This window comes from Mycobacterium sp. shizuoka-1 (genome assembly GCF_002723835.1).
In the GTDB taxonomy this organism is placed as follows: domain Bacteria; phylum Actinomycetota; class Actinomycetes; order Mycobacteriales; family Mycobacteriaceae; genus Mycobacterium.
In genome coordinates this window covers 34,822-54,709 of record NZ_BEWG01000076.1, presented here as the reverse complement: position 1 = coordinate 54,709, position 19,888 = coordinate 34,822, and the positions used below count along the sequence as shown (strand labels likewise).

The window sequence follows — 19,888 nt, the reverse complement described above, 5'->3', positions numbered from 1 at the left end:
CGACCCACGTCACCTAGGGTGGCAACCATGCCCAGTCTGATGGATCTGCCCGCCCAGGCGTTGGCCAAGGCGCAGGAGCTGGCCGAGCGCGGCTCCGCCGAGCTGCACTATCTGCACAAGATGATCGAGGCGGGCGCACTGCGTCCGGAGCCGCCGCAGAACCTCGTCGCGCTGCTGGGCGACATCCGCCGCTGGGGCGAGATCGGGATGATCCCGGCGCTGAACGCGCGCCGCACCCCGAACAAGTTGGCGATCGTCGACGACGAGGGGTCGATGACCTTCGCCGAGCTCGATGCCGCCGCCCACGCGGTCGCCAACGGCCTGTTGGCGATGGGCGTCAAGGGTGGCGACGGCGTGGCCATCCTGGCCCGCAACCACCGCTGGTTCGTCATCGCCAACTATGGCGCCGCGCGGGCCGGCGCCCGCACGATCATGCTGAACACCGAGTTCTCCGGACCGCAGATCAGAGACGTCTCCGAACGCGAGGGCGCCAAACTGATCATCTACGACGACGAATACTCCGAAGCCGTCAAGCTGGCCGACCCCCCGCTGGGCAAACTGCGGGCGCTGGGCACCAACCCGGATGCCGCGGAACCGTCCGGCAGCACCGACGAGACGCTGGCCGACCTGATCGCCCGCAGCAGCACCGCGCCGGCACCCAAGGTCACCAAGCGGTCCTCGGTCATCATCCTCACCAGCGGGACGACCGGCACTCCGAAGGGGGCGACCCGCAACGCTCCGCCGAGCCTGGCCCCGATCGGCGGAGTGCTGTCCAGCGTGCCGTTCCGGGCCGGTGAGGTGACCTCGCTGCCGTCGCCGATGTTCCACGCCCTGGGCTACCTGCACGCCACCATCGCGCTCACCCTCGGGTCGACGCTGGTGTTGCGCCGCAAGTTCAAGCCGGTGACCGTGCTCGAGGACATCGCCGCGCACCGGGTCACCGCGATCGTCGTGGTGCCGGTGATGTTGTCGCGCATGCTCGACGCGCTGGAGAAGATGGACCCCAAGCCGGACTTGTCCTCGTTGCGGATCGTGTTCGTCTCGGGCTCGCAGCTCGGTGCCGAACTGGCCACCCGCGCGCTGAAGGACCTCGGACCGGTCGTCTACAACCTGTACGGCTCAACCGAAGTCGCGCTCGCCACCATCGCCACGCCGGAGGATCTGCAGAAGAATCCCGCCACGGTCGGTTCGGTGGTGCGGGGCACCAAGATCAAGATCCTCGACGACGACGGCAACGAAGTGCCGCAGGGTGACGTCGGCCGCATCTTCGTCGGCAACAGCTTCCCGTTCGAGGGTTACACCGGTGGCGGCAACAAGCAGATCATCGACGGCCTGCTGTCGTCCGGTGACGTCGGCTATTTCGACCACAACGGACTGCTGTTCGTCAGCGGCCGCGACGACGAGATGATCGTCTCGGGCGGGGAGAACGTGTTCCCCGCCGAGGTCGAGGACCTCATCAGCGGCCACCCCGATGTCGTCGAGGCGACCGCGCTCGGTGTCGAGGATCCGGACTGGGGCGCCCGGCTGCGCGCGTTCGTGGTGCTGCGGGAAGAAGCCGAACTCACCGAGGAAGCCGTCAAGAACTATGTCCGCGAACATCTTGCGCGCTACAAGGTTCCGCGTGAGGTGGTGTTCCTCAGCGAACTGCCGCGCAACCCCACCGGCAAGATCCTCAAGCGGGAACTGCGCCAGATCGAGCTGCACTGAGCGCCAGGCGCCGTACCGCTACGGGTCGCGGGGCAGCCCGAGCAGCCGCTCGGCGATGATGTTGAGCTGCACCTCCGAGGTGCCCCCGTAGATCGTCGTCGACCGGCTCGCCAGCAGGTATTGCGCCCACGTGCCTGGTAGGGACTCGGGATCGCCAACGGCGCCGTCGATCCCGAACGACGACACCGCGAACTCGGCGTAGCCCTGCCCGGTACGCATCGACAGCAGCTTCGAGATCGCGGCCGACGGCATCGCGTCACCGCCGGCCAGCGTCAGCAAGGTGGAGCGCAGGTTCAGCAGCTTGGCGGCATGGCCCTCGGCGATCAGCTCGCCGGCCCGGTGATGGCCGATCTGGTCGAAGTGGCCGCCGCTGACGAAGTCGACGAACCCGTCCAGGTTGGCCAGGAACCCGGGCTCGCTGCTGCCGATCGAAACACGTTCCGCGGTCAGGGTGTTGCGGCTGACCTCCCAGCCACGGTCCACCTCGCCGAGCACCAGATCGTCGGGCACGAACACGTCGTCGATGAACACGGTGTTGAACATCGCGTGGCCGGTGAGCTCGCGCAGCGGCTTGACCTCGACACCTTCACTTTCCATGTCCAGCAGGAAGTAGGTGATGCCGTTGTGCTTCGGCGCGCTCGGATTGGTCCGCGCCAGCAGGGCACCCCACTGCGCGTACTGGGCGCCGGTGGTCCAGATCTTCTGGCCGGTGATCCGCCAGCCGCCGTCGACCTTGGTCGCCTTGGTGGTCAGGCTGGCCAGATCTGATCCTGCTCCCGGCTCGGAAAACAGCTGGCACCAGATCATTTCGCCGCGGAATGTCGGCGGTAGGAAACGCTGCTTCTGCTCGTCGTTGCCGAACGCCACGATCGAGGGGATCAGCCAGGCTGCGATGCCCATCGCCGGCCGCTTGACCTGCCCCGCGCTGAACTCCTGGGCGATGATGATCTGCTCGATCGGTTTGGCGTCCCGGCCCCACGGCTTGGGTAGGTGTGGCTGAACCCAGCCGGCCTCGGCGATCGCGGCTTTGCGTTCTTCGCGCGGGATCGCTTTGAGCGCAGCGACTTCCGCGCGGATCTCGGAGCGCAGCTGCTCAGTCTCGGGGTCGAGGTCGATGCTGATCGACCGCATGCCGGTGCTGGTCGCGGTGTCGAACACCTTCTGCTGGTACTCGCTGGCGCGGCCGAACGCGGCGACCAGGCCGAGCGTACGGCGGTAGTACACGTTGGTGTCGTGCTCCCAGGTGAAGCCGATACCGCCGTGCACCTGAATGCAGTCCTGGGCGCAGTGCTGGGCGGCAGCCGGGGCCAGACTGGCGGCCACCGCCGAGGCGAACTCATACGCGGTTTCTTCGTTGTTCCAGCCTTTTTCGGCCGCCTCGTCCAGCGCGCGGGCGGCGTCCCAGACCGCTGCGGTGGCCCGCTCGGTGGTCGCGATCATCTCGGCGCATTTGTGCTTGATGGCCTGGAACTGGCCGATCGGCCGGCCGAACTGCTCGCGGATCTTCGCGTAGGCCGCAGCCGTGTCGGTGGCCCACCGCGCGATGCCGACGGCCTCGGCCGACAGCAGCGTGGTGACGATGGCCCGGCCGGCCGGCTGGGACAGGTTGGACAGCACCCGGTCGGCGTTGACCTCGACGGCATTGGCACGCAGGTGCGCCACCGGACGCAACAGGTCCACCGAGGTCACCGGCTCGATCTCCAGGTCGGCTGCGTCGAGGACCACCCAGTCGACCCCACCGTCGATGGCGACCGGCAGGACCAGCAGCGAGGCCTGCGCACCCGCGGGCACCGAGCGGGCCTCGCCCCGGATCACCACTGTGCCGTCCTGGCGGGTCGCGGTCAGCCCGGATTCCAGCGCGCAGGTGGCGATGAGCTCCCCGGCCGCCAGCCCGTTCAGCAGTTTCGCCTCGGGGTCGTGGGCGGAGATCAGCGCACTGGCGATCGCCGACGGCACGAACGGTCCCGGCACTGCGCCGTAGCCGAACTCGGCAATTGCGATCGCCAGTTCCAACAGGCCGAAGCCCTGGCCGTCCACCGCCTCGGCCAGGTGCAGGCCGTGCAGTCCCTGCTCGGCAGCGGCCTTCCAGTACGGCGGCGGGGTCGGCACCGGGTTCTCCAGCGCATCGTGGCGCACCTCGGCGGGTGACACCCGGGCAACCAGGGACTTCACCGAGTCCGCGAGGTCGTTGTGCTCGGGGGTGATCGCGATGGGCATGGTGGTCCCTTCCCTATTAACCGGTGGGTTGGGTGCCAGGCTACCGGTCCGGTCGTGGGTCACGCTGCGGCGTTGCCCGCAGGGCGACCACCACCGCCGCCGACAGCAGCATCATGATCCCGACCGCCCACATGCCGGCCTTGTCGTTACCGGTGAACTGGTTGAGCGCGCCGGTGGCGTAGGGCGCGGCGAACCCGCCGAGATTGCCGATCGAGTTGATCAGTCCGATCCCGCCGGCGGCGGCCGCCCCGGTGAGGAACTGCGCGGGCAGCGCCCAGAAGCTGGGGATCGCGCTGAACACCCCCATCGCGGCGACGCACACCGGGAGCATCACCAGCAGCGGGGAATGCAGGTAGAGCGCGATCGGAATCGCCAACCCGCCCAATCCCATTGGGATGGCGACGTGCCACACATGCTCGCGGGTGTGATCGGCATGACGCGACCACAGATACATGGCGATCGCCGCGCAGGTGTACGGCACCGCGGTGATCAGGCCGACCTGCACGATCGACAGGTGGACGCCAAACGTCTGCTTGAACCCGGAGATGATCGAGGGCAGGAAGAACGCCAGGGCGTACAGCCCGTAGGCGATGCCGAAGTAGACCAGCGACAGCGCCCAGATCCGGGGACTGGTCAGAGCCCGGCGCAGCGGAAAGTCGAAGGAGCTCGCGACATCGCGTTCCTCGGCAGCCAGCACGTCGATCAGCCATTGACGTTCGTCGGGTGCCAGCCAGTGCGCGTCGGCCGGCCGGTCGGTCAGATAGAACCAGCAGATGATGCCCAGGATGATCGCGGGCAGGCCGACGCCGATCATCATGAACTGCCAGCCGGCCAATCCGAACAGCCCTTCGCCGGCCTCGATCAGCCACGCCGCAACCGGAGTTCCGACGGCCGCGGCGATCGGACTGGCCATCATGAACATCGCCACGATCCGGGCCCGGTAGGTGCCGGGGAACCAGCGGGTGAGATAGAAGATGACTCCGGGGAACAGGCCCGCCTCGGCCACGCCCAGCAGAAACCGCAGCACCAGCAGCGTGGCCGCGTTGGGTGCGAATCCGATTGCCACTGCGACAATTCCCCACGACACCGCGATGCGGGCCAGCCAGCGGCGGGCGCCGAAACGCTCCAGCGCCAGGTTGGACGGCACCTCGACGAGCACGTAGCCGATGAAGAAGATTCCCGAGGCCAGCCCGAACATGCTCGCGGTGAGCTGCAGGTGCTCGCTGATGTCGGCCTTGGCGATGCCGAGGTTGGTGCGGTCGAGGTAGTTGACGAAGTACATCGCCATCAGGAATGGCACGACGCGGATGATCACCTTGCGCAGCGTGCGCGTCTCCAGCGATTGCTCACCGATCGATGCGCGTGTCATCCTGCCTCCCGTTGACGACGTTGACCAGATCGCGGCCGTCGCGCAGACGGCGACAATTGTCGACAGCGTGAATAAGGTACCGCTGCATCGTGTCGGCGGTGTACCAGGTGACGTGCGGCGTCACCACGACGTTGTCGAGTCGCAGCAGGGGATTGGCGGGGTCGACGGGTTCGTCGGCGAAGACATCGAGACCAGCCGCGGCCAGCCGGCCCCCACGTAGCGCCTCGACGAGTGCGGGTTCGTCGATGACACCGCCGCGAGAGGTGTTGACCAGCACCGCATGTGGCTTCATCGTGGCCAGCGCGGCGCGGTCGATGAGCTTGTCGGTGGCCGCGGTGAGTGGCAGGTGCAGGCTGACGATGTCGCTGTTGGCGAGCAGGTCGGGCAGGGTGCGCCAGGTCTCGGTGCCGTCATGCTTGGTGCTGGTGTGCAGCACGGTGGCGCCCATTGCGCGCGCGATGCGCTCGACCCGGGTTGCGATGTTGCCGTAGCCCACCAATCCGACGGTGCACCCGCCGATGTCGCGCACCGTCTCGCCCAGGCTGGGATCCGTCGGCCAGCCCTGCCCGGCTCGGGTGGCGCGGTCCAGTGCGGGCAGCCGGCGCAGGGCGGCCAGCATCAGCAGCACGGTCCCCTCGGCCACCGAGGGGGCGTTGGCGCCGGGCATGTTGGCCACCGCGATCCCCAGTTCGGTCGCCGTCGCGACGTCGATGGTGTTCACCCCGGCACCCAGCTTGTGCACCAGCCGCAGTCGCGTCCCCCGGCGTAGATCCGCACCCGACAGCGGCCGCAGCACGTGCCAGATCACCTCGGCATCGGGCAACTCCCGGTACAGCGTTTCGTCGTCATCTTCGTGGCACCACCGGATGTCGAGCCAATCAGATTCCGGTGCAACGATATTCAGCACATTCTCGCCTGGCAGAAAATGCGCGAGGACCCTCACCGCCACCGCTTGGCAATCCACTTCGCGATGGTGTCCGCCTGCTCGCCGCGGGCACCGGGGGTGGTGAAGTAATGGTCGGTGTCGATCGAGCACCGGGATTTGTCGGCGCTGGCCAGCGCGTCGAAGATCCGTTGGGCGTCGGACGGGAAGACGCCGGTGTCCTGGTCGGCATTGATCACCAGAGCCGGGCAGGTGACGCGGCCGAGGTGCGGCTCCGCGCGGGTCTGCGCGGTCTTGAGACTCCACATGCCCAGCCAGTTGCGCAGTGTGCAGGCGGCGGCGATGCCGCGCGCGGATCGATTGGCTTTCACCGGCACGCCGGCGTAACACAGGTTCGGCTGGCGCCGGGTGGGTTCGATCGACGGATCCACCATCCGGGGGTCGGCCCAAGTTCGCATCACGGTGAACGGCCGGTCGGAGAACCCGGCGGCCTGCACCCGCTTGAGTTCGGTCTCGGCCCAATCGGTGATCGCGTGGTTGCGGGCGACCTGCGCGGACCGGTATCGGGCGACGAACTCGGGCGAGAACGACGGACCGTTGGTCTCGTCGAACAGATCGAGTTCGGGATCGGTTGCCACCGGATCATTTTCGTCGACGACCGCACCATCCATCCAGGCGGTCAGCACATCCGGTCGGCCCGGGTGGGCTGCGCTGGCGATGTATCCGTCGGCTGGGGGGAGCTCGGTGAGCCCGGCGGCCGGCCGCATGCCCTCCAGCGGCGTGACATTGGGGTCGACGGCCTGTGACTGGTAGGCGGCCATCAGCGAGCCGCCGCCCGAATTGCCCAGCAGAACAACTGTTTCCACGCCCTGGATCTCGCGCAACCAGCGCACCCCGACACCGATGTCGACCAGCGCGTGGTCGAGCAGGAAGCTGCTCTCGAAGCCGCGGAATCGGGTGTTCCAGCCGAGGAAACCGATGCCGCGGGTGGCCAGGTAGTCGGCGAGGTAATGCTCGGAGAAGTCGATCTGGTAGTGGGTGGCGATGACGGCGACCTTGGGCTTGCGGCCCACCCCGCGGTGGTAGAGGCCCTGGCACGGGTGCCCGCCGGCACCTGCCCGGCGCGCGGTCGGCGACGACACCCCGATGAACTCACGGACGACTCCTGGGGTTGGCATGCTCACGGACCTCCTCGCGACTGGATCGCTGAGGAGACGATATTCGCCGGCGTCGATGTGCACGCCTGAATCCGGTGTTAGGTTCGGGGGCAGACTCGACCAGGATCTGTGGGGGCCCATCATGATCAAGCCGCACAACACCAACCCGGAATTCGAGCTCGGCGGTATCAACCACGTCGCGCTGGTCTGCTCCGACATGGAACGCACGGTCGACTTCTACTCCAATGTGCTGGGTATGCCGCTGATCAAGTCGCTGGATTTGCCGGACGGCCTGGGTCAGCACTTCTTCTTCGACGCCGGCAATGGCGATTGCGTGGCGTTCTTCTGGTTTGCCGAGGCGCCCGACGGCACCGCGGGCAGCACCCTGCCCGCGGCGTTGCCCGGTCTGGGATCGATCGTCAGCGCGGTGGGCTCGATGAACCACCTGGCCTTCCACGTGCCTGCCGAGAAGTTCGACGAGTACCGTCGCCGGCTCAAGGAGAAGGGTGTTCGGGTCGGCCCGGTGCTCAACCACGACGAGAGTCCCCGGCAGGCCGCCCGCGAGGTCCACCCGGGGGTGTACGTGCGGTCGTTCTATTTCTCCGACCCTGACGGAATCGTCCTCGAATTCGCCTGCTGGACCAGGGAGTTCACCGACAGCGATGCGGTCACCCAGCCGAAGACGGCGGCCGACCGCAAGCAGCCGATCGCGGCGGGTTAGTCCCGGAACAGTCGCGGGTCGCCCAGCTCGTCGATGATCGCGGTGAGTTGATCGGCCAGCTCGTTCGGTGTCAGCCTGATCGCACCGCCCAGCCAGGCACTGATCGTCTGGCCGACGCCGCCCACGACGAAATGCGCGAACGCCTTGATCCGGTCGTTGGCCGGCCGCTGCAACAACGATTCGACATGCTGGCCGGAGAGCATGGCGAACAGCGCGCCGGACTCCTGGCGCTTGCGGACCACGGTGGCGTTGGACAGCTGCGAGCTGAACATCAGCCGGCCGACTCGCGGGTCGAGCTCGATGGTCCGGACGATGTTGGCCATCGCGGCCCGGTTCTGGGCGTCGACCGGGGCCGTCGCGACCGCGGCCTGGGTGGTGGCGGCCAGCTCGGCGACGACCCAGTCGAAGACCGCGCCGACGAACTCGTCCTTGTCGGCGAAGCTCTCGTAGAAATACCGGGTCGCCACGCCGGCCTCCCGGCAGATGCCGCGAACGGTGAGCTCAGCCGGGTCGACATCGCTCCCCAGCAGCTCCAGCCCCGCCTGCAGGAGGCGGGCCCGGCGCCGGGCCAGCCGGTCGGCGGCGTCTACGCCGCCGTACGGGCGCGCCTGCGTCATCAGGCCATCTTGACATTGCTGCGGCCAGGGCGGCAATAATAGGAAACCTCCGTTTTCAGATTTGACCGATAGGTGGCGCCCAGTGGCGATCCGTGAGCCCGTCATCAGCCATGTCGATCGCGCCGTGAGCGCGCCGCCGCTGGTGTCCCGGCGCCGCAGGCGGGGCCCGGGATTCGACGGCGGACTGATGGGGGTGGCCCTGCTGGCGGGCCCGGCGAACGTGATCATGGAGCTGGCCCGGCCCGGTGTGGGCTACGGCGTGATGGAGAGCCGGGTGGAAAGTGGACGCGCCGACCGGCACCCGATCAAACGGGCCCGGACGACGTTCACGTATCTGGCGGTGGCCACCCGCGGCACCGAGGAACAGAAGAAGGCTTACCGGCGGGCCGTCAACAGATCGCATGCCCAGGTGTACTCGACCCCCGACAGCCCGGTGCAGTACAACGCCTTCGACAAGGACCTGCAGCTCTGGGTGGCCGCATGCCTCTACAAGGGTGGTGTCGACATCGCCCGGGTTTTCATCGGAGAGATGGACGACGAGACCGCCGACCGCCACTATCGCGACAGCATGGCTCTGGCCACCACCTTGCAGGTGCCGCCCGAGATGTGGCCGGCCGACCGGGCGGCGTTCGACCGGTACTGGCAGGAGTCGCTGGACAAACTGCACATCGACGACACGATTCGCGAGTACCTCTACCCGTTCGCGGTGTCCCGGCTACGGGGTGTTCGGTTGCCGGCCCGCATCCAGCGCGCCTACGAAGGACTGAACCTGCTCATCACCACCGGATTCCTGCCGCAGCGCTTCCGCGACGAAATGCGGCTCGAGTGGAACGCCGACAAGCAGCGCTCGTTCGACAGGCTGATGGCGGCCATCCGATTCGTCAACAACCTGGCGCCGAAGTTCGTCCGCGAGTTCCCGTTCAATCTGCTCCTGCACGACCTGGATTGGCGAATTCGCACTGGTCGGCCGTTGGTGTGACGCCGGTCAGAATCCGCGAGTACCCTCGCGGCCGTGCGAACTGACGACGACAGCTGGGACATCACCACCAGCGTCGGCTCGACGGCGTTGTTCGTCGCGGCCGCGCGTGCGCTCGAGGCGCAGAAGCCCGATCCGCTCGCGGTCGACCCGTTTGCGGAGGTGTTCTGTCGGGCGGTGGGCGGCCCTTGGGCCGCGGTGCTCGACGGTGAGGCTCCCGATCATCCACTGATGTCGGAGGATTTCGGCCGGCACTTCGTCACCTTCCAGGCAGCCCGGACCCGTTACTTCGACGCGTACTTCCGGCGGGCCGCGCAGGCCGGTGTGCGCCAGATCGTCCTGCTGGCGGCGGGCCTGGACTCCCGTGCCTACCGGCTGGACTGGCCGGACGGCACCGTCGTCTACGAGCTTGACCAGCCCCAGGTCCTGGACTTCAAGCGCGAGGCCCTGGCCGCCCACGGCGCCACTGCCAGGGCCGCGCGCCGCGAGATCGCGATCGACCTTCGCGATGACTGGCCGCGGGCGTTGCGCGACAGCGGCTTTCGCCTGGACGAGCCGTCCGCGTGGATTGCCGAGGGGCTGCTGATCTACCTTCCGGCCGGCGCTCAGGAGCAACTGTTCACCGGGATCGACGCGCTGGCCGCCACGGGCAGTCACCTGGCCGTCGAGGAGGGCAGACCGATGGATCGCGATGCCTTCCAAGCGAAGGTGCAAGAGGCGAAGACCCTCGACAACGAGCGGGGTCAGTGGTGGCAGCTGGTGTACAACGAGCAGCACGCGCCGGCGGCGCAGTGGTTCGGCGAGCGCGGCTGGACCGCCGAGGAAACCACGCTGCTGGACTACCTGGAGGGCGTCGGCCGTTCGGTCGAGTCGGCAAGCGACGAGACTGCCAATATGCTGTCGGGCGTCACCCTGGTGAGCGCGGTCAAGGGTTAGCTCAGTCCCACATGAACGGCCGCAGGAAGCGGTTGATGCGGCGCAGATACTCGGGCTGGCTGACGTGCAGGATGTGGTTGCCCGGAAACCAGTGCAGCGCACAGCGATCCCAGTGTTCCCACAGTGCCTCGGCTTGCTCGGGCGGGGCCAGCCGATCGCCGAGCCCGGTGATGATCAGCCGTCGATCCCGTGGCACCAGAGGCTGGTAGTTCAACGCGCAGTGGTACGCCGAGGCCGCCGCGGAATCCTCGCGGCTGATGGTGCCGAACGTGCGGCCCAACTCGATGAGCTTGTTGGCCGGCCACCACTCGTCGAACGTCGACTCGGGGGTGACCACCGGGACGTTCGGGATCACCGCCTCGAGCCGGTCGTCGGCCGAGGCGACCAACGCCGAGGTGTAGCCGCCCAGTGACATTCCGGTGAGCGCGATCCGGTCCACCCCGGTGTCGCGCAGCCAGTCCAGGACCGAGCGGAAGTCATGGACGGCTTGCGCCATCGTCTCGGCGAACCCGGCCATGCCCTGGGAGAAGAAGCCGTATCCGCTGAACGGAGAACCCTTTTCGGCGCGGCGGCCGTGAAACGGCAGGGTGTAGAGCAGGACGTCGTAGCCGGTTTTGTAGAACCACGGCAATGAGAAGAACAGCCCGTTGAACAGGTAGGGCGAACCCATGAAGCCGTGGATCACACACAATGTCGGGCGCGGCCCGTCGTCGTGACGCCAGTGCTGCGCCCAGACGATGTTGTTGCGTTCCAGCCGCTTCCACTGGCCGCGCATCTTCGGGTTGACCGGTTCGAAACTGCTCTGGAAGCGCATGTTGTGGACGTTGCCGTGGGCGATGTACTGGGCGACGGGATTCGCTGGTCGGGAGGACACCGTGGGCAGCACCGCGGGGGCGGGAAACGACGCCGCCGGATCGTGCTGCGCGGCGAGTTCGGCGTAGAACTCCAGATTGCTGCGCTCGCGGTGCAGGTCCGAGCGGCGGACGATGCTCTTGGCGACGGTCGGCAGCATGGACACCCCGACCAGGGAGGCGATCGCGGTGCGCAACCCGATGTCGGCGACGGCCGAGGAATCCACGATCAGCCGCTGCAGCGCGGTCAGATCGGCGCGGTCGGGCAGCCCCTCGTAGCCTGCGTCGGCACCCGGAACATCGGGCACCGGAATGGGCAGGTCGACTTCGGACGTCATTGTCACGGCCTTTCACCGGCGGGCAGCACCTTCGAGGATGCTAACCGGACAGGGACGTCACACAAGCCGATATACCGTTGCGCCGCCCACCTTCACCGGTTGGTAATGGTGCCGTACCCAGTCGGCGATCTGCCCGCCGTTGCGGTCGCGGCTGCGCATCCGCCCGCTCTCGACGTAGTAGGCCACCTTGCCGGCGTGTACGTCGTCGATGAACTGCTCCAAGGTGGGGACCGGGTCGTCGCTCCAGCCGCCGATCGCCATCACGGCGGTCCCGGAGGCGATCTCCAGTGACGCCGCTGCCTGCGATCCGGCGGTCGCCGCCGACCACGTCGTCCCGGTGTCGCGGAGCAGCTTGGCCAGCTGGAAGTCGATGTTGCCGGAACTGGCACCGGTCATCATCGTCTTCGCGAAGCGGGATCCGACGGTCGGCCAGACGTCGGCGGTGTGCGCCGCGTTCGGGATCGAGCCGCTGTGCGGGGTGGCGGCGGTGGCGACCGAAAACATCGCGGTACCGGTCAGAGTCGCCACCAGCGACACCACCAGCGCGGCGGGGGTGAGCCGCGGCCACCTCGTCAGGGCCACGACGAGCAGCAGCACGGCGGTCACGGCGGCGCCGCCGATGAGCCAGCGGGTCCAGATCGGGCCCAATCCGGCCCGGTGCAGCAATGTGATGCTCCACCACGCGGCGACCGCCACCATCGCGACCGCCGCCGACCGGCTCAACACGGCGGCCAGCCCGATCAGCGCTCCCGCGGCCGGTGCCAGCGCGACGGTGTAGTACGGGTGGACCATGCCGGTCATGTAGCTGAACACCAGAGTGCAGACGACGAACCACACCGTCCACGTGGTGAAACCGGCGGCTTCCAGCCGGCTCAGTCTGCGCCGGAGCGCCAGGTAGGCTGCCGCGACGATCGCGATCACGACGGCGGGCAGCAGCCACGACACCTCGTAACCCATCTCGGCGGACAGGATGCGCAGCACCCCGGCGTGGGTGCCCCAGCCACCGGGATGTCCGTGCGACACCGCGTTGCCGCCGCCGACCAGCCGGTCGACACCGTTGTATCCCAGCGCCAGATTCAGCACGTTGTTGTCCGTCGAGCCGCCGATGTAGGGGCGCGAGCCGGCGGGCCACAGCTGGACGACGGCCACCCACCAGCCGGCGGAGATCACCAGCGCGACTGCGGCTGCCAGCAGATGAAGGATGCGACGCCACCAGCTGGTGGGTGCGAAGAACAGATAGGCGAGCCCGAAGGCCGGTAGCACCATCAGACCGGCCAGCATCTTGGTGAGAAAGGCCAAACCCAGTGCGGCGCCGACGAGCACGAGCCACCGCCACGACGCGGTGGCGACCGCACGCATCAGACAGTAGGCCGCCGCGACCATCAACAGCACCAGCAGTGCGTCGGGGTTGTTGTACCTGAACATCAACGTGGCGGCCGGGGTGAGGGCCAGCACGGTGCCGGCGATCAGGCCGGCGATCGCGCCCCGAGTGGGATCGGCTACGGCGCGGCGAACCGCGGCGTACAGCACGGCGACCGCGCCGACCCCCATCAGCGCCTGCGGTACCAACACCGCCCAGCTGTTCATCCCGAACAGCCGTACCGACACCCCGGTCACCCACAGCGCGGCCGGCGGCTTGTCCACGGTGATGAAGTTGTTGGGATCGAGCGAGCCGAAGAACCACGCGGTCCAGTCCTTGGCGCCGGACTGTGCGGCCGCGGCGTAGAACGCGTTGCCGTAGCCGTTGATCGGCAGATTCCACAGGTAGAGCGCGGCGGTGACCACCAGTAGGCAGGCGAGCGCGATTGCGGGCCAGCGTGCGCCGCGTTGCGGGACAGTGCTGCGGTCGGCCACGCGCAGGACGTCGGCACACTCGGCGGTGGCAGTCACCGCACCACGGTGCACGATCGCGCTGACCCGGCAATGCCCGTCAGCTGGGAAGTCGCTGTGGATTCCATGATCGACACCGATGTGGTGAAGTGGCGACATGTGGAACCCACAGACCTACCTGGCCTTCGCCGATCAGCGTGCCCGGCCGTTCTTCGATCTACTTGCGCGGGTCGGGGCGCAGGCGCCTCGTCGGGTCGCAGACCTTGGCTGCGGCCCGGGCAATCTCACCGAAGAGCTCGCGCACCGCTGGCCGGAGGCCGTGTTGGGGGCGGTGGACAGTTCACCGGAGATGGTCACCGCCGCCCGCGAACGCGGAATCGATGCCGAACTGGGCGACATCACCGCCTGGGCACCGCGGTCCGACACCGATGTCGTATTCAGTAACGCTGCGCTGCAGTGGATTCCAGGCCATGCCGAGCTGATGGTGCGGTGGGCGGGCACGCTGCAGCCAGGTGCCTGGATCGCGGTTCAGGTGCCTGGCAACTTCGATGCCCCGTCGCACGCGGCTATTCGCAGCCTTGCCGATCGGGAGCATTGGTCGACCGCGCTGGGGGACTTCACTTTTCGTAAGGCTGATGTGGTCGAGACCCCGATGCGCTATGCCGAGCTCCTCACCGCGGCTGGTTGCCGCGTCGACGCCTGGGAGACCACCTACCTTCACGAACTGCGCGGGGAGCACGCGGTGCTGAATTGGATCACCGGCACCGCGCTGACTCCGGTGCGCGATCGGCTGACCGACGATCAATGGCAGCGGTTTCGTGCCGAGCTGATCCCACTGCTGGACGAGGCGTATCCACCTCAACCCGACGGTCGCACGTATTTCCCGTTCCGGCGGATCTTTGTCGTCGCTCAGGTGGGAAGTCCGTCGCGTTCCGCATCGGCGCGGTAGCGGTCCACCCATTCGTCGGAGCGCTGATCGGCCTGCCGCTCCAGCACGGGCGCGGGTGCCAGCCGCGGGTCTTCGCCCAGCGCATCGAGAACCTGAGCTACCACGTCGGTCAGGTTGCGCCACAACGTCGGATACGGGACGTCGATGGGGTGGACGTCCTCCTCCTCGAACCAGCTACGCCAGCCCGCTTCCTGCGCGCGCAACATCCGCACCACGTGGGCGATGGCGCCAGCGTGGTACTCGGCTCTGGCGTCCCGCACCGGATCGGGCCGGCCACGCCACACCCGGGTCTGCACCGCGCGCCAGAACGACACCGCCTGCGAGACCACATCCGGGCGGTAGACGTGAATGAGCACCGGGTCGCTGCCGACGACATCGCGGATCGCCGACAACAGACCGGATCCCGACCGGTCGGGAAGGTCCTTGGCTCGGCTGAGCAGCAGAGGCGTTTGATTCCACATCAACTTCCCACCCCAGATGCCGTTGGGGGTCCGCCCGACGGTGCGGATGTAGTCCCGCCAGATCTCCGCGGGCGCCAGGTCTGGCTTGCCTTCGATGATCGGATCGAGCAGTCGCAGGATCGAGTCGTCGTCGGTGTCGGCGAACCACTCCCTGGGCTGCGGGGACATGCTGGTGGTGGGCAGATACTGGAAGAACTCCTGGGGCTCTCCGGCCACCCCGGTGGCACGCAATGACTCGACCAACAGCGTGCTGCCGCTGCGCTGGGAAGCGAGCACGAGGTAGGCGGTCGGCCGAGCGGTCATGGGCTGAGCCTAACGGCACACGCGCGCCGACGCCGTCGTCAGAAATATAAACTCCGGATGACGAAAACTATTGCTGCGAGCCAACTTCGTCGTCGAGTCCGCGCTCCGCGGCGGTCGCCGACCGGCTTTTCAGGGTGTATCCGTTGATCTGGAAATAGGTCTCGGTGTAGCGGGCCGCGAGCCGTGTCCCGACGAACTCGGACGGAATGACATCGCCGGTCTGCTGCCGCCACTCGTTGAGCCGGACTGCAAGGTCTTCGGCGATGCTCTCGGCTTCCCCGGTCGGCTCGGCGCCGAGCAGGTTGGTCGACTCGGTGGGATCGGTTTGCAGGTCGTACAACTCGCGGGCCGGCCGCGGCCCGTGGATGAACGGTTCGACCGCCTGGCCGGACGGGCTTTCCTCGATGTCCAGGGGCAGGTCCAGCAGCGGCCGTTGAGCGTAGTTCTCGATGTAGCTGTATTTCTTGGTGCGGATGGCCCGGATCGGATCGTAGGAGTCGTGGTAGGTCTTCTCGGTGTAGACGTGGTCCCGTACTTCGACCGGGTTGTCTTGGGGAGCAAGCAGATTGCCAGCGTGCGACAGGCCTTCGATATCGTCGCCGGGGGCGATGCCGACAAATTCGAGCAGCGTGGGTAGAAGGTCGACACCGCTGAACAGTTCGTCGTACACGAGTGGTGTGCTCGCCAGCCGGCGCGGCGGCCGGATGATCGTCGCGATGCCGGTACCGGCGTCGTAGAGGGTGGACTTTGCCCGGGGGAACGCCGGGCCGTGGTCGGTCAGGAACACCACCCAGGTGCTGTCGTCGAGGCCGGTGTCGGCGAGGGTGTCCAGCAAGCGGCCCACCGCGGCGTCGGCGACGGCGATCGAACCGTAGAAATCGGCGAGGTCGCCGCGAACGTCCGGGGTGTCGGGCAGCGAATCGGGCACGTCGACGTCGGCGGTGTCGGCGGGCGCATACCGGTCGTGCGGGTAGGGCCGGTGGGTTTCGAAGAAGCCTGCGGTCAACAGGAACGGGGTACCCGCCTCGATCGGTGCGCTCTCGGTCAGCCATTCTTGGGCGCGGCCCACGACGTAGTCGCAATACGAATCGGAGACGTCGAATTCGTCATAGCCCAGCCGAGCCGGGAACGACGTCTCGTGCTGCATCCCGAAAAGTGCGCTATACCAACCATTGTCACGCAAGATGTGCGGCAGCGTACGCACCCCCGCGCGGTACTCGAACCCGTGGTGGGCCAATCCGACCAGACCGTTGCTGTGCGGATAGCGGCCGGTGAACAGCGAGCCGCGCGACGGTGAGCACAGCGGGGCGGTGGCATGGGCCCGGGTGAACAGGATGCCCTCGGTCGCGAGTTGATCCAGGCGTGGGCTCGACACCCCGGGATATCCGTAGGCGCCCAGGCAGCGACCCAGGTCATGCCAGTGGACGATCAGCAGGTTGTCGCGCTGCGGCTGGCTCACGCGGAAGGCCTCCGTTCGGTCGGTTCGGGTCCAGCTTGCCCGGCCGGGTGATCGTGCCTGCACCCGGCACGCTGGGCAAGGGTTACCGACAACCGGAATCGATTACGGGTTGTGCGGCACTCCGACGGCTCGATAGACGTATTCGGGCGGAACCGAGAACTCGAGGTGCCTGGTGGGCAGCCGGGTCAGCACGTCGGCGGGAATGTCCACCTTGTAGGTCAGCGACAGCTGGCCGCTGAACTGGGGGTCCACGGCGGCGACATCCACATCCAAAGTGACTCCACTGCTGGAGATCTCAGCTCTCACCGAGCCCGGCTGGGATTCATTCCAACGCACGTCCATGGTGCGGCCGGCCAGCTTGGGCACACTGGACAGGGTCGCCACCGCCCGCTGGGAGGTGAACACCAGCGAGCCGACGTAGCTCGCGACGCTCCCGCTGGCGCGCAGTCCGGGTACCTTGCCGCTGAACCGGCGTGTCACCGCGACGTACTCGGCCAGGAAGATGACGCCCTCACTGTCGAACTGCTCACGCATCTCGCGCGGAAGCTTGCCGATTCCGAAGAAACGGCGCAGGAATATGGCCACCCCGAAGATCGTGCCAGATTCCGTGGTAGGGAAGAAGGGATGGCATCGAGGAAATCCTGGCTGATCACGTCGGCGGTGATCGCGGTGTTGCTCTATACCGCCATGTGGGTCGGATACGCCCAGAGCTGGGCCTGGCTGGACACCGTCGACACTCGGTTGCTGCAGATATTCCACAACGTCGGCGCCGCGCGCCCCGAGTGGGTCTCGTTCTGGGTGGCGTTCTGCACCGTGTGCGGGCCGAACGGATTTCGGGTGGTCGGCCTCGTCTTGCTCGTCGTGGCGGTGAAGCGCCGCAATGTGGCGACGGCGGTGTTCCTGGTGATCAGCATCGGTTTGATGGGACTGGTCACCGAGGGCGCGAAATTCGTCGCCGACCGGCCTCGCCCGGCTACGGCGCTGGCATACGGCTCGTCGACGTCGTTTCCGTCCGGGCACGCGTTGGGCGTGATGGTTGGGGTGTTGGCCCTGCTCACGGTGCTGTGGCCCAGCCTGGCTCCGCGCCGGCGGACGGTACTGGCCGTGCTGGGCGGCCTGCTGATCGTCGTGGTCGGAGCGGGGCGGGTGGTGCTGAACGTGCATCACCCGTCCGACGTGCTGGCCGGGTGGGCGCTCGGTTACCTCTACTACCTGCTGTGCCTGCGGCTGATGCCGCCCCGCGGGATCACCTCAACGGCCGAAAGACCGGCAGAGCTCGATACCGCGCGGTGAAGCTCGCGCGGTCGTACGTGTCGCCGACCTCGCCGTCACGGGCAAGCGGGGTGGGACCGTCGACCGCCTCGAACGAGAACTCCGGCACCTGCATTTCGTGATACAGCGGGCTGCGCTCCAGCCGGCCCAGTGCAAGCGCGGTGAGGATGCGCAACCGGCTCAGTCGTCGACCGGTCTCCAGGATGCGGATGTCGATGAGCCCGTCGTCCATGCGGGTGCGCCTGGCCGGTGCGAAACCCGAAGGGAGATAGACGGAGTTGCCCAGGAAGAACAGCGACGTCTCCAGTGTCTTGTTGTCGTAGCGGATCCGCACCGGGGTCTCGCTGCGCAGCGTGTGCAGCATTGCGTACAAGCCGGCCAGAGGCTTGCCGATCTTGTGCTCGAGCTTCTCCCGCGTTCGCACGAACTGCGGGTACGCGCCGATGCTGGCGGTGTTGATCACCATCTCGTCTTCGTTGAGGCAGACCAGGTCGACGCAGGAGACGGTGCCGGTGCGGATCGCCGAGACGGTGCGCTCGACGGTGTCGCAGCCGATGTCCTTGGCGAAGTGGTTGAACGTGCCGGCGGGAAACACCGCCAGCGGTAGTCCCGCGGAAACGGCCACCGCGGCCGCGCACGACACGGTGCCGTCGCCGCCGCCCACACCGAGCACCTCAGCCCGCAGCGCCGCCTCCCGCAGGACGGTCTCGGGGTCGTCGTCGTCACCGAGTTCGACGATCTCCGCCTTGGGTAGCTTGTCGCGGACCTCGTCGATGACCCGTGCGCCGGTCCCGCTGCCCGAGGCCGGGTTGACGACCAGGACGACGCCGTCACCCTCTGGGCGTTCCGGGGTGTCGATCTGCAGCGGCTCGGTGGTGGGCAGCTTGGCGGGCACGATCGGCGGGACGAGTCGACCACCCAGCACCGCGATAGCGGCGCCGATGCCGAAACCGGCGAAGACGTCGCCGGGATAGTGCGCCCCGGTGGCCACCCGGGACAGCCCCACCAGGCCGGCGAGCAGCGCCAAGCCCAGGCCCAGCGGCGGGCTTTCCAGGCCGACCCCGACCGCGAACGCGGCGGCGCTGGCCGAATGCCCGGAGGGAAGTGAGTTCGAAGTCGGCATCCGGCGGGCCCGTCGGACCAGGGGGACCAGGCTGCCGTTGGGTCGCTGCCGCCTCCACATCCGCTTGGCGACCTGGTTGGTCACCAGGCTGGTGACCGCTAGCGTGGCCACCCCGCGGCTGGCGCCTCGGCGCGCCGACGGGGACCCTGTCGCGGCCAGCGCTGCCGCGATGGCAAACCACAGCTTGGAGTGGTCGGCGGCCCGGGTCAACAGCGGCATGGTCTTGTCCAGCAGAGGCGTGGGCGATTCGGCGACGGCCTCGAACACCTCGCGGTCCAGCGTGCCCAGCCCGCTTGTGATCTGACGGATGCCCTGACCCTGCAGCAAGCTTCGCGATGTCATCAAACCAACGTAGCTGTGAGCTCCCCGACGGCCTTGTCAATTTCGGGACTAGGCGGCTGATCCGGGTGGTGTCCTCAAACAACATCTCGTTCGGCATCGGCAACGAGGGCAATCACGTCGTGATGGTTGTGATCCCGAACTAGGCGGCGAGCGACGGGGGTATGCGCGGGGGCGCCTTCGTGGCCACCAATCACCACCCACTACAGCTTGCAACGCACGATCGACGATTCGCGCGGTGTCGGTTCGCTGACCAACAATGACAGGTACGCCCAGCCGCTGAACAAGTCCTGGACCTCATTGCCACCGAAAGTGTTCTGCGCCAACCTGTTCAGTTGGTGGGTGGTGGTTGGGGTTCGAAGGGTGGGTACCACTTCCAT

Annotated in this window: 17 protein-coding genes; 6 read left to right on the top strand and 11 right to left on the bottom strand. The window is 67.6% G+C overall.

Going from position 1 to position 19,888, the window contains the following annotated elements; all coding sequences use genetic code 11:
- Window positions 1-27 precede the first annotated feature (27 nt).
- Window positions 28-1,707 (top strand): long-chain-fatty-acid--CoA ligase FadD2, encoded by a 1,680-nt coding sequence (gene fadD2, locus MSZK_RS21175; protein WP_099250571.1) that lies wholly within the window; start codon window positions 28-30, stop codon window positions 1,705-1,707.
- Between the two features lie 18 nt (window positions 1,708-1,725).
- On the opposite strand, the gene MSZK_RS21170 is transcribed toward fadD2, so the two are convergent.
- The 4 genes from MSZK_RS21170 to MSZK_RS21155 are packed head-to-tail and all read right to left on the bottom strand — an operon-like array spanning window position 1,726 to window position 7,354.
- Window positions 1,726-3,924 carry an acyl-CoA dehydrogenase gene (locus tag MSZK_RS21170; RefSeq protein WP_099250570.1) on the bottom strand — a complete coding sequence of 733 codons (2,199 nt, stop codon included), beginning with the start codon at window positions 3,922-3,924 and terminating at the stop codon, window positions 1,726-1,728.
- Window positions 3,925-3,964: 40 nt separating this feature from the next.
- Window positions 3,965-5,293: an MFS transporter gene (locus MSZK_RS21165; RefSeq protein WP_099250569.1), complete on the bottom strand. Its 1,329-nt coding sequence runs from the start codon at window positions 5,291-5,293 to the stop codon at window positions 3,965-3,967.
- Complete coding sequence (locus MSZK_RS21160; protein ID WP_099250601.1) at window positions 5,271-6,236, bottom strand: 2-hydroxyacid dehydrogenase; 966 nt, start codon at window positions 6,234-6,236, stop codon at window positions 5,271-5,273. Before MSZK_RS21160 ends, MSZK_RS21165 begins: the two co-directional genes overlap by 23 nt.
- Window positions 6,233-7,354 (bottom strand): alpha/beta hydrolase, encoded by a 1,122-nt coding sequence (locus MSZK_RS21155; RefSeq protein WP_099250602.1) that lies wholly within the window; start codon window positions 7,352-7,354, stop codon window positions 6,233-6,235. Before MSZK_RS21155 ends, MSZK_RS21160 begins: the two co-directional genes overlap by 4 nt.
- Before the next feature lie 121 nt (window positions 7,355-7,475).
- Between MSZK_RS21155 and MSZK_RS21150 the strand changes: the two genes are divergently transcribed.
- Window positions 7,476-8,054 carry a VOC family protein gene (locus tag MSZK_RS21150; RefSeq protein ID WP_099250568.1) on the top strand — a complete coding sequence of 193 codons (579 nt, stop codon included), beginning with the start codon at window positions 7,476-7,478 and terminating at the stop codon, window positions 8,052-8,054.
- On the opposite strand, the gene MSZK_RS21145 is transcribed toward MSZK_RS21150, so the two are convergent.
- Window positions 8,051-8,671, bottom strand: coding sequence for a TetR/AcrR family transcriptional regulator (locus MSZK_RS21145; RefSeq protein WP_099250567.1), 621 nt, complete (start codon window positions 8,669-8,671; stop codon window positions 8,051-8,053). The genes MSZK_RS21150 and MSZK_RS21145 overlap by 4 nt on opposite strands.
- Before the next feature lie 82 nt (window positions 8,672-8,753).
- Here MSZK_RS21145 and MSZK_RS21140 point away from each other — a divergent pair, with 82 nt between their 5' ends.
- Together MSZK_RS21140 and MSZK_RS21135 are read left to right on the top strand one after the other, a co-directional pair.
- Entirely contained in the window at window positions 8,754-9,650 is an 897-nt protein-coding gene (locus tag MSZK_RS21140) for an oxygenase MpaB family protein (RefSeq protein WP_099250566.1), read from the top strand.
- A 33-nt stretch (window positions 9,651-9,683) separates the two neighbouring features.
- Window positions 9,684-10,583 carry an SAM-dependent methyltransferase gene (locus tag MSZK_RS21135; RefSeq protein WP_099250565.1) on the top strand — a complete coding sequence of 300 codons (900 nt, stop codon included), beginning with the start codon at window positions 9,684-9,686 and terminating at the stop codon, window positions 10,581-10,583.
- 1 nt (window position 10,584) lies between these two features.
- On the opposite strand, the gene MSZK_RS21130 is transcribed toward MSZK_RS21135, so the two are convergent.
- A complete protein-coding gene (locus MSZK_RS21130) occupies window positions 10,585-11,772 on the bottom strand; it encodes an alpha/beta hydrolase (protein WP_199203425.1) in 1,188 nt (395 codons plus the stop codon).
- Window positions 11,773-11,829: 57 nt separating this feature from the next.
- Window positions 11,830-13,662 carry a glycosyltransferase family 39 protein gene (locus tag MSZK_RS21125; RefSeq protein WP_233211433.1) on the bottom strand — a complete coding sequence of 611 codons (1,833 nt, stop codon included), beginning with the start codon at window positions 13,660-13,662 and terminating at the stop codon, window positions 11,830-11,832.
- A 97-nt stretch (window positions 13,663-13,759) separates the two neighbouring features.
- Here MSZK_RS21125 and MSZK_RS21120 point away from each other — a divergent pair, with 97 nt between their 5' ends.
- Window positions 13,760-14,551, top strand: a complete 792-nt coding sequence (locus MSZK_RS21120; protein ID WP_099250562.1) for a trans-aconitate 2-methyltransferase — start codon at window positions 13,760-13,762, stop codon at window positions 14,549-14,551.
- Here MSZK_RS21120 and MSZK_RS21115 read toward each other — a convergent pair.
- From MSZK_RS21115 to MSZK_RS21105, 3 genes are all read right to left on the bottom strand, one after another.
- Window positions 14,512-15,315, bottom strand: coding sequence for a Stf0 family sulfotransferase (locus tag MSZK_RS21115; protein ID WP_099250561.1), 804 nt, complete (start codon window positions 15,313-15,315; stop codon window positions 14,512-14,514). The genes MSZK_RS21120 and MSZK_RS21115 overlap by 40 nt on opposite strands.
- A gap of 67 nt (window positions 15,316-15,382) precedes the next feature.
- Complete coding sequence (locus tag MSZK_RS21110; protein WP_371411372.1) at window positions 15,383-16,837, bottom strand: sulfatase; 1,455 nt, start codon at window positions 16,835-16,837, stop codon at window positions 15,383-15,385.
- Window positions 16,838-16,876: 39 nt separating this feature from the next.
- Window positions 16,877-17,359 carry a hypothetical protein gene (locus MSZK_RS21105; RefSeq protein WP_099250559.1) on the bottom strand — a complete coding sequence of 161 codons (483 nt, stop codon included), beginning with the start codon at window positions 17,357-17,359 and terminating at the stop codon, window positions 16,877-16,879.
- 39 nt (window positions 17,360-17,398) lie between these two features.
- On the opposite strand from MSZK_RS21105, the gene MSZK_RS21100 reads away from it, so the two are divergent.
- Entirely contained in the window at window positions 17,399-18,067 is a 669-nt protein-coding gene (locus tag MSZK_RS21100) for a phosphatase PAP2 family protein (RefSeq protein WP_099250558.1), read from the top strand.
- Here the strand turns inward: MSZK_RS21100 and MSZK_RS21095 are convergent.
- Window positions 18,021-19,511 carry a bifunctional phosphatase PAP2/diacylglycerol kinase family protein gene (locus MSZK_RS21095; protein ID WP_099250600.1) on the bottom strand — a complete coding sequence of 497 codons (1,491 nt, stop codon included), beginning with the start codon at window positions 19,509-19,511 and terminating at the stop codon, window positions 18,021-18,023. The genes MSZK_RS21100 and MSZK_RS21095 overlap by 47 nt on opposite strands.
- Window positions 19,512-19,888: the final 377 nt, after the last annotated feature.

What these genes read in the sequence shown, in the direction of transcription:
- fadD2 (WP_099250571.1), top strand. Translation starts at nt 28, where the DNA reads ATGCCCAGTCTGATGGATCTGCCCGCCCAGGCGTTGGCCAAGGCGCAG.
- MSZK_RS21170 (WP_099250570.1), bottom strand. Translation starts at nt 3,924, where the DNA reads ATGCCCATCGCGATCACCCCCGAGCACAACGACCTCGCGGACTCGGTG.
- MSZK_RS21165 (WP_099250569.1), bottom strand. Translation starts at nt 5,293, where the DNA reads ATGACACGCGCATCGATCGGTGAGCAATCGCTGGAGACGCGCACGCTG.
- MSZK_RS21155 (WP_099250602.1), bottom strand. Translation starts at nt 7,354, where the DNA reads ATGCCAACCCCAGGAGTCGTCCGTGAGTTCATCGGGGTGTCGTCGCCG.
- MSZK_RS21150 (WP_099250568.1), top strand. Translation starts at nt 7,476, where the DNA reads ATGATCAAGCCGCACAACACCAACCCGGAATTCGAGCTCGGCGGTATC.
- MSZK_RS21145 (WP_099250567.1), bottom strand. Translation starts at nt 8,671, where the DNA reads ATGACGCAGGCGCGCCCGTACGGCGGCGTAGACGCCGCCGACCGGCTG.
- MSZK_RS21130 (WP_199203425.1), bottom strand. Translation starts at nt 11,772, where the DNA reads ATGACGTCCGAAGTCGACCTGCCCATTCCGGTGCCCGATGTTCCGGGT.
- MSZK_RS21120 (WP_099250562.1), top strand. Translation starts at nt 13,760, where the DNA reads ATGTGGAACCCACAGACCTACCTGGCCTTCGCCGATCAGCGTGCCCGG.
- MSZK_RS21115 (WP_099250561.1), bottom strand. Translation starts at nt 15,315, where the DNA reads ATGACCGCTCGGCCGACCGCCTACCTCGTGCTCGCTTCCCAGCGCAGC.
- MSZK_RS21100 (WP_099250558.1), top strand. Translation starts at nt 17,399, where the DNA reads ATGGCATCGAGGAAATCCTGGCTGATCACGTCGGCGGTGATCGCGGTG.
- MSZK_RS21095 (WP_099250600.1), bottom strand. Translation starts at nt 19,511, where the DNA reads ATGACATCGCGAAGCTTGCTGCAGGGTCAGGGCATCCGTCAGATCACA.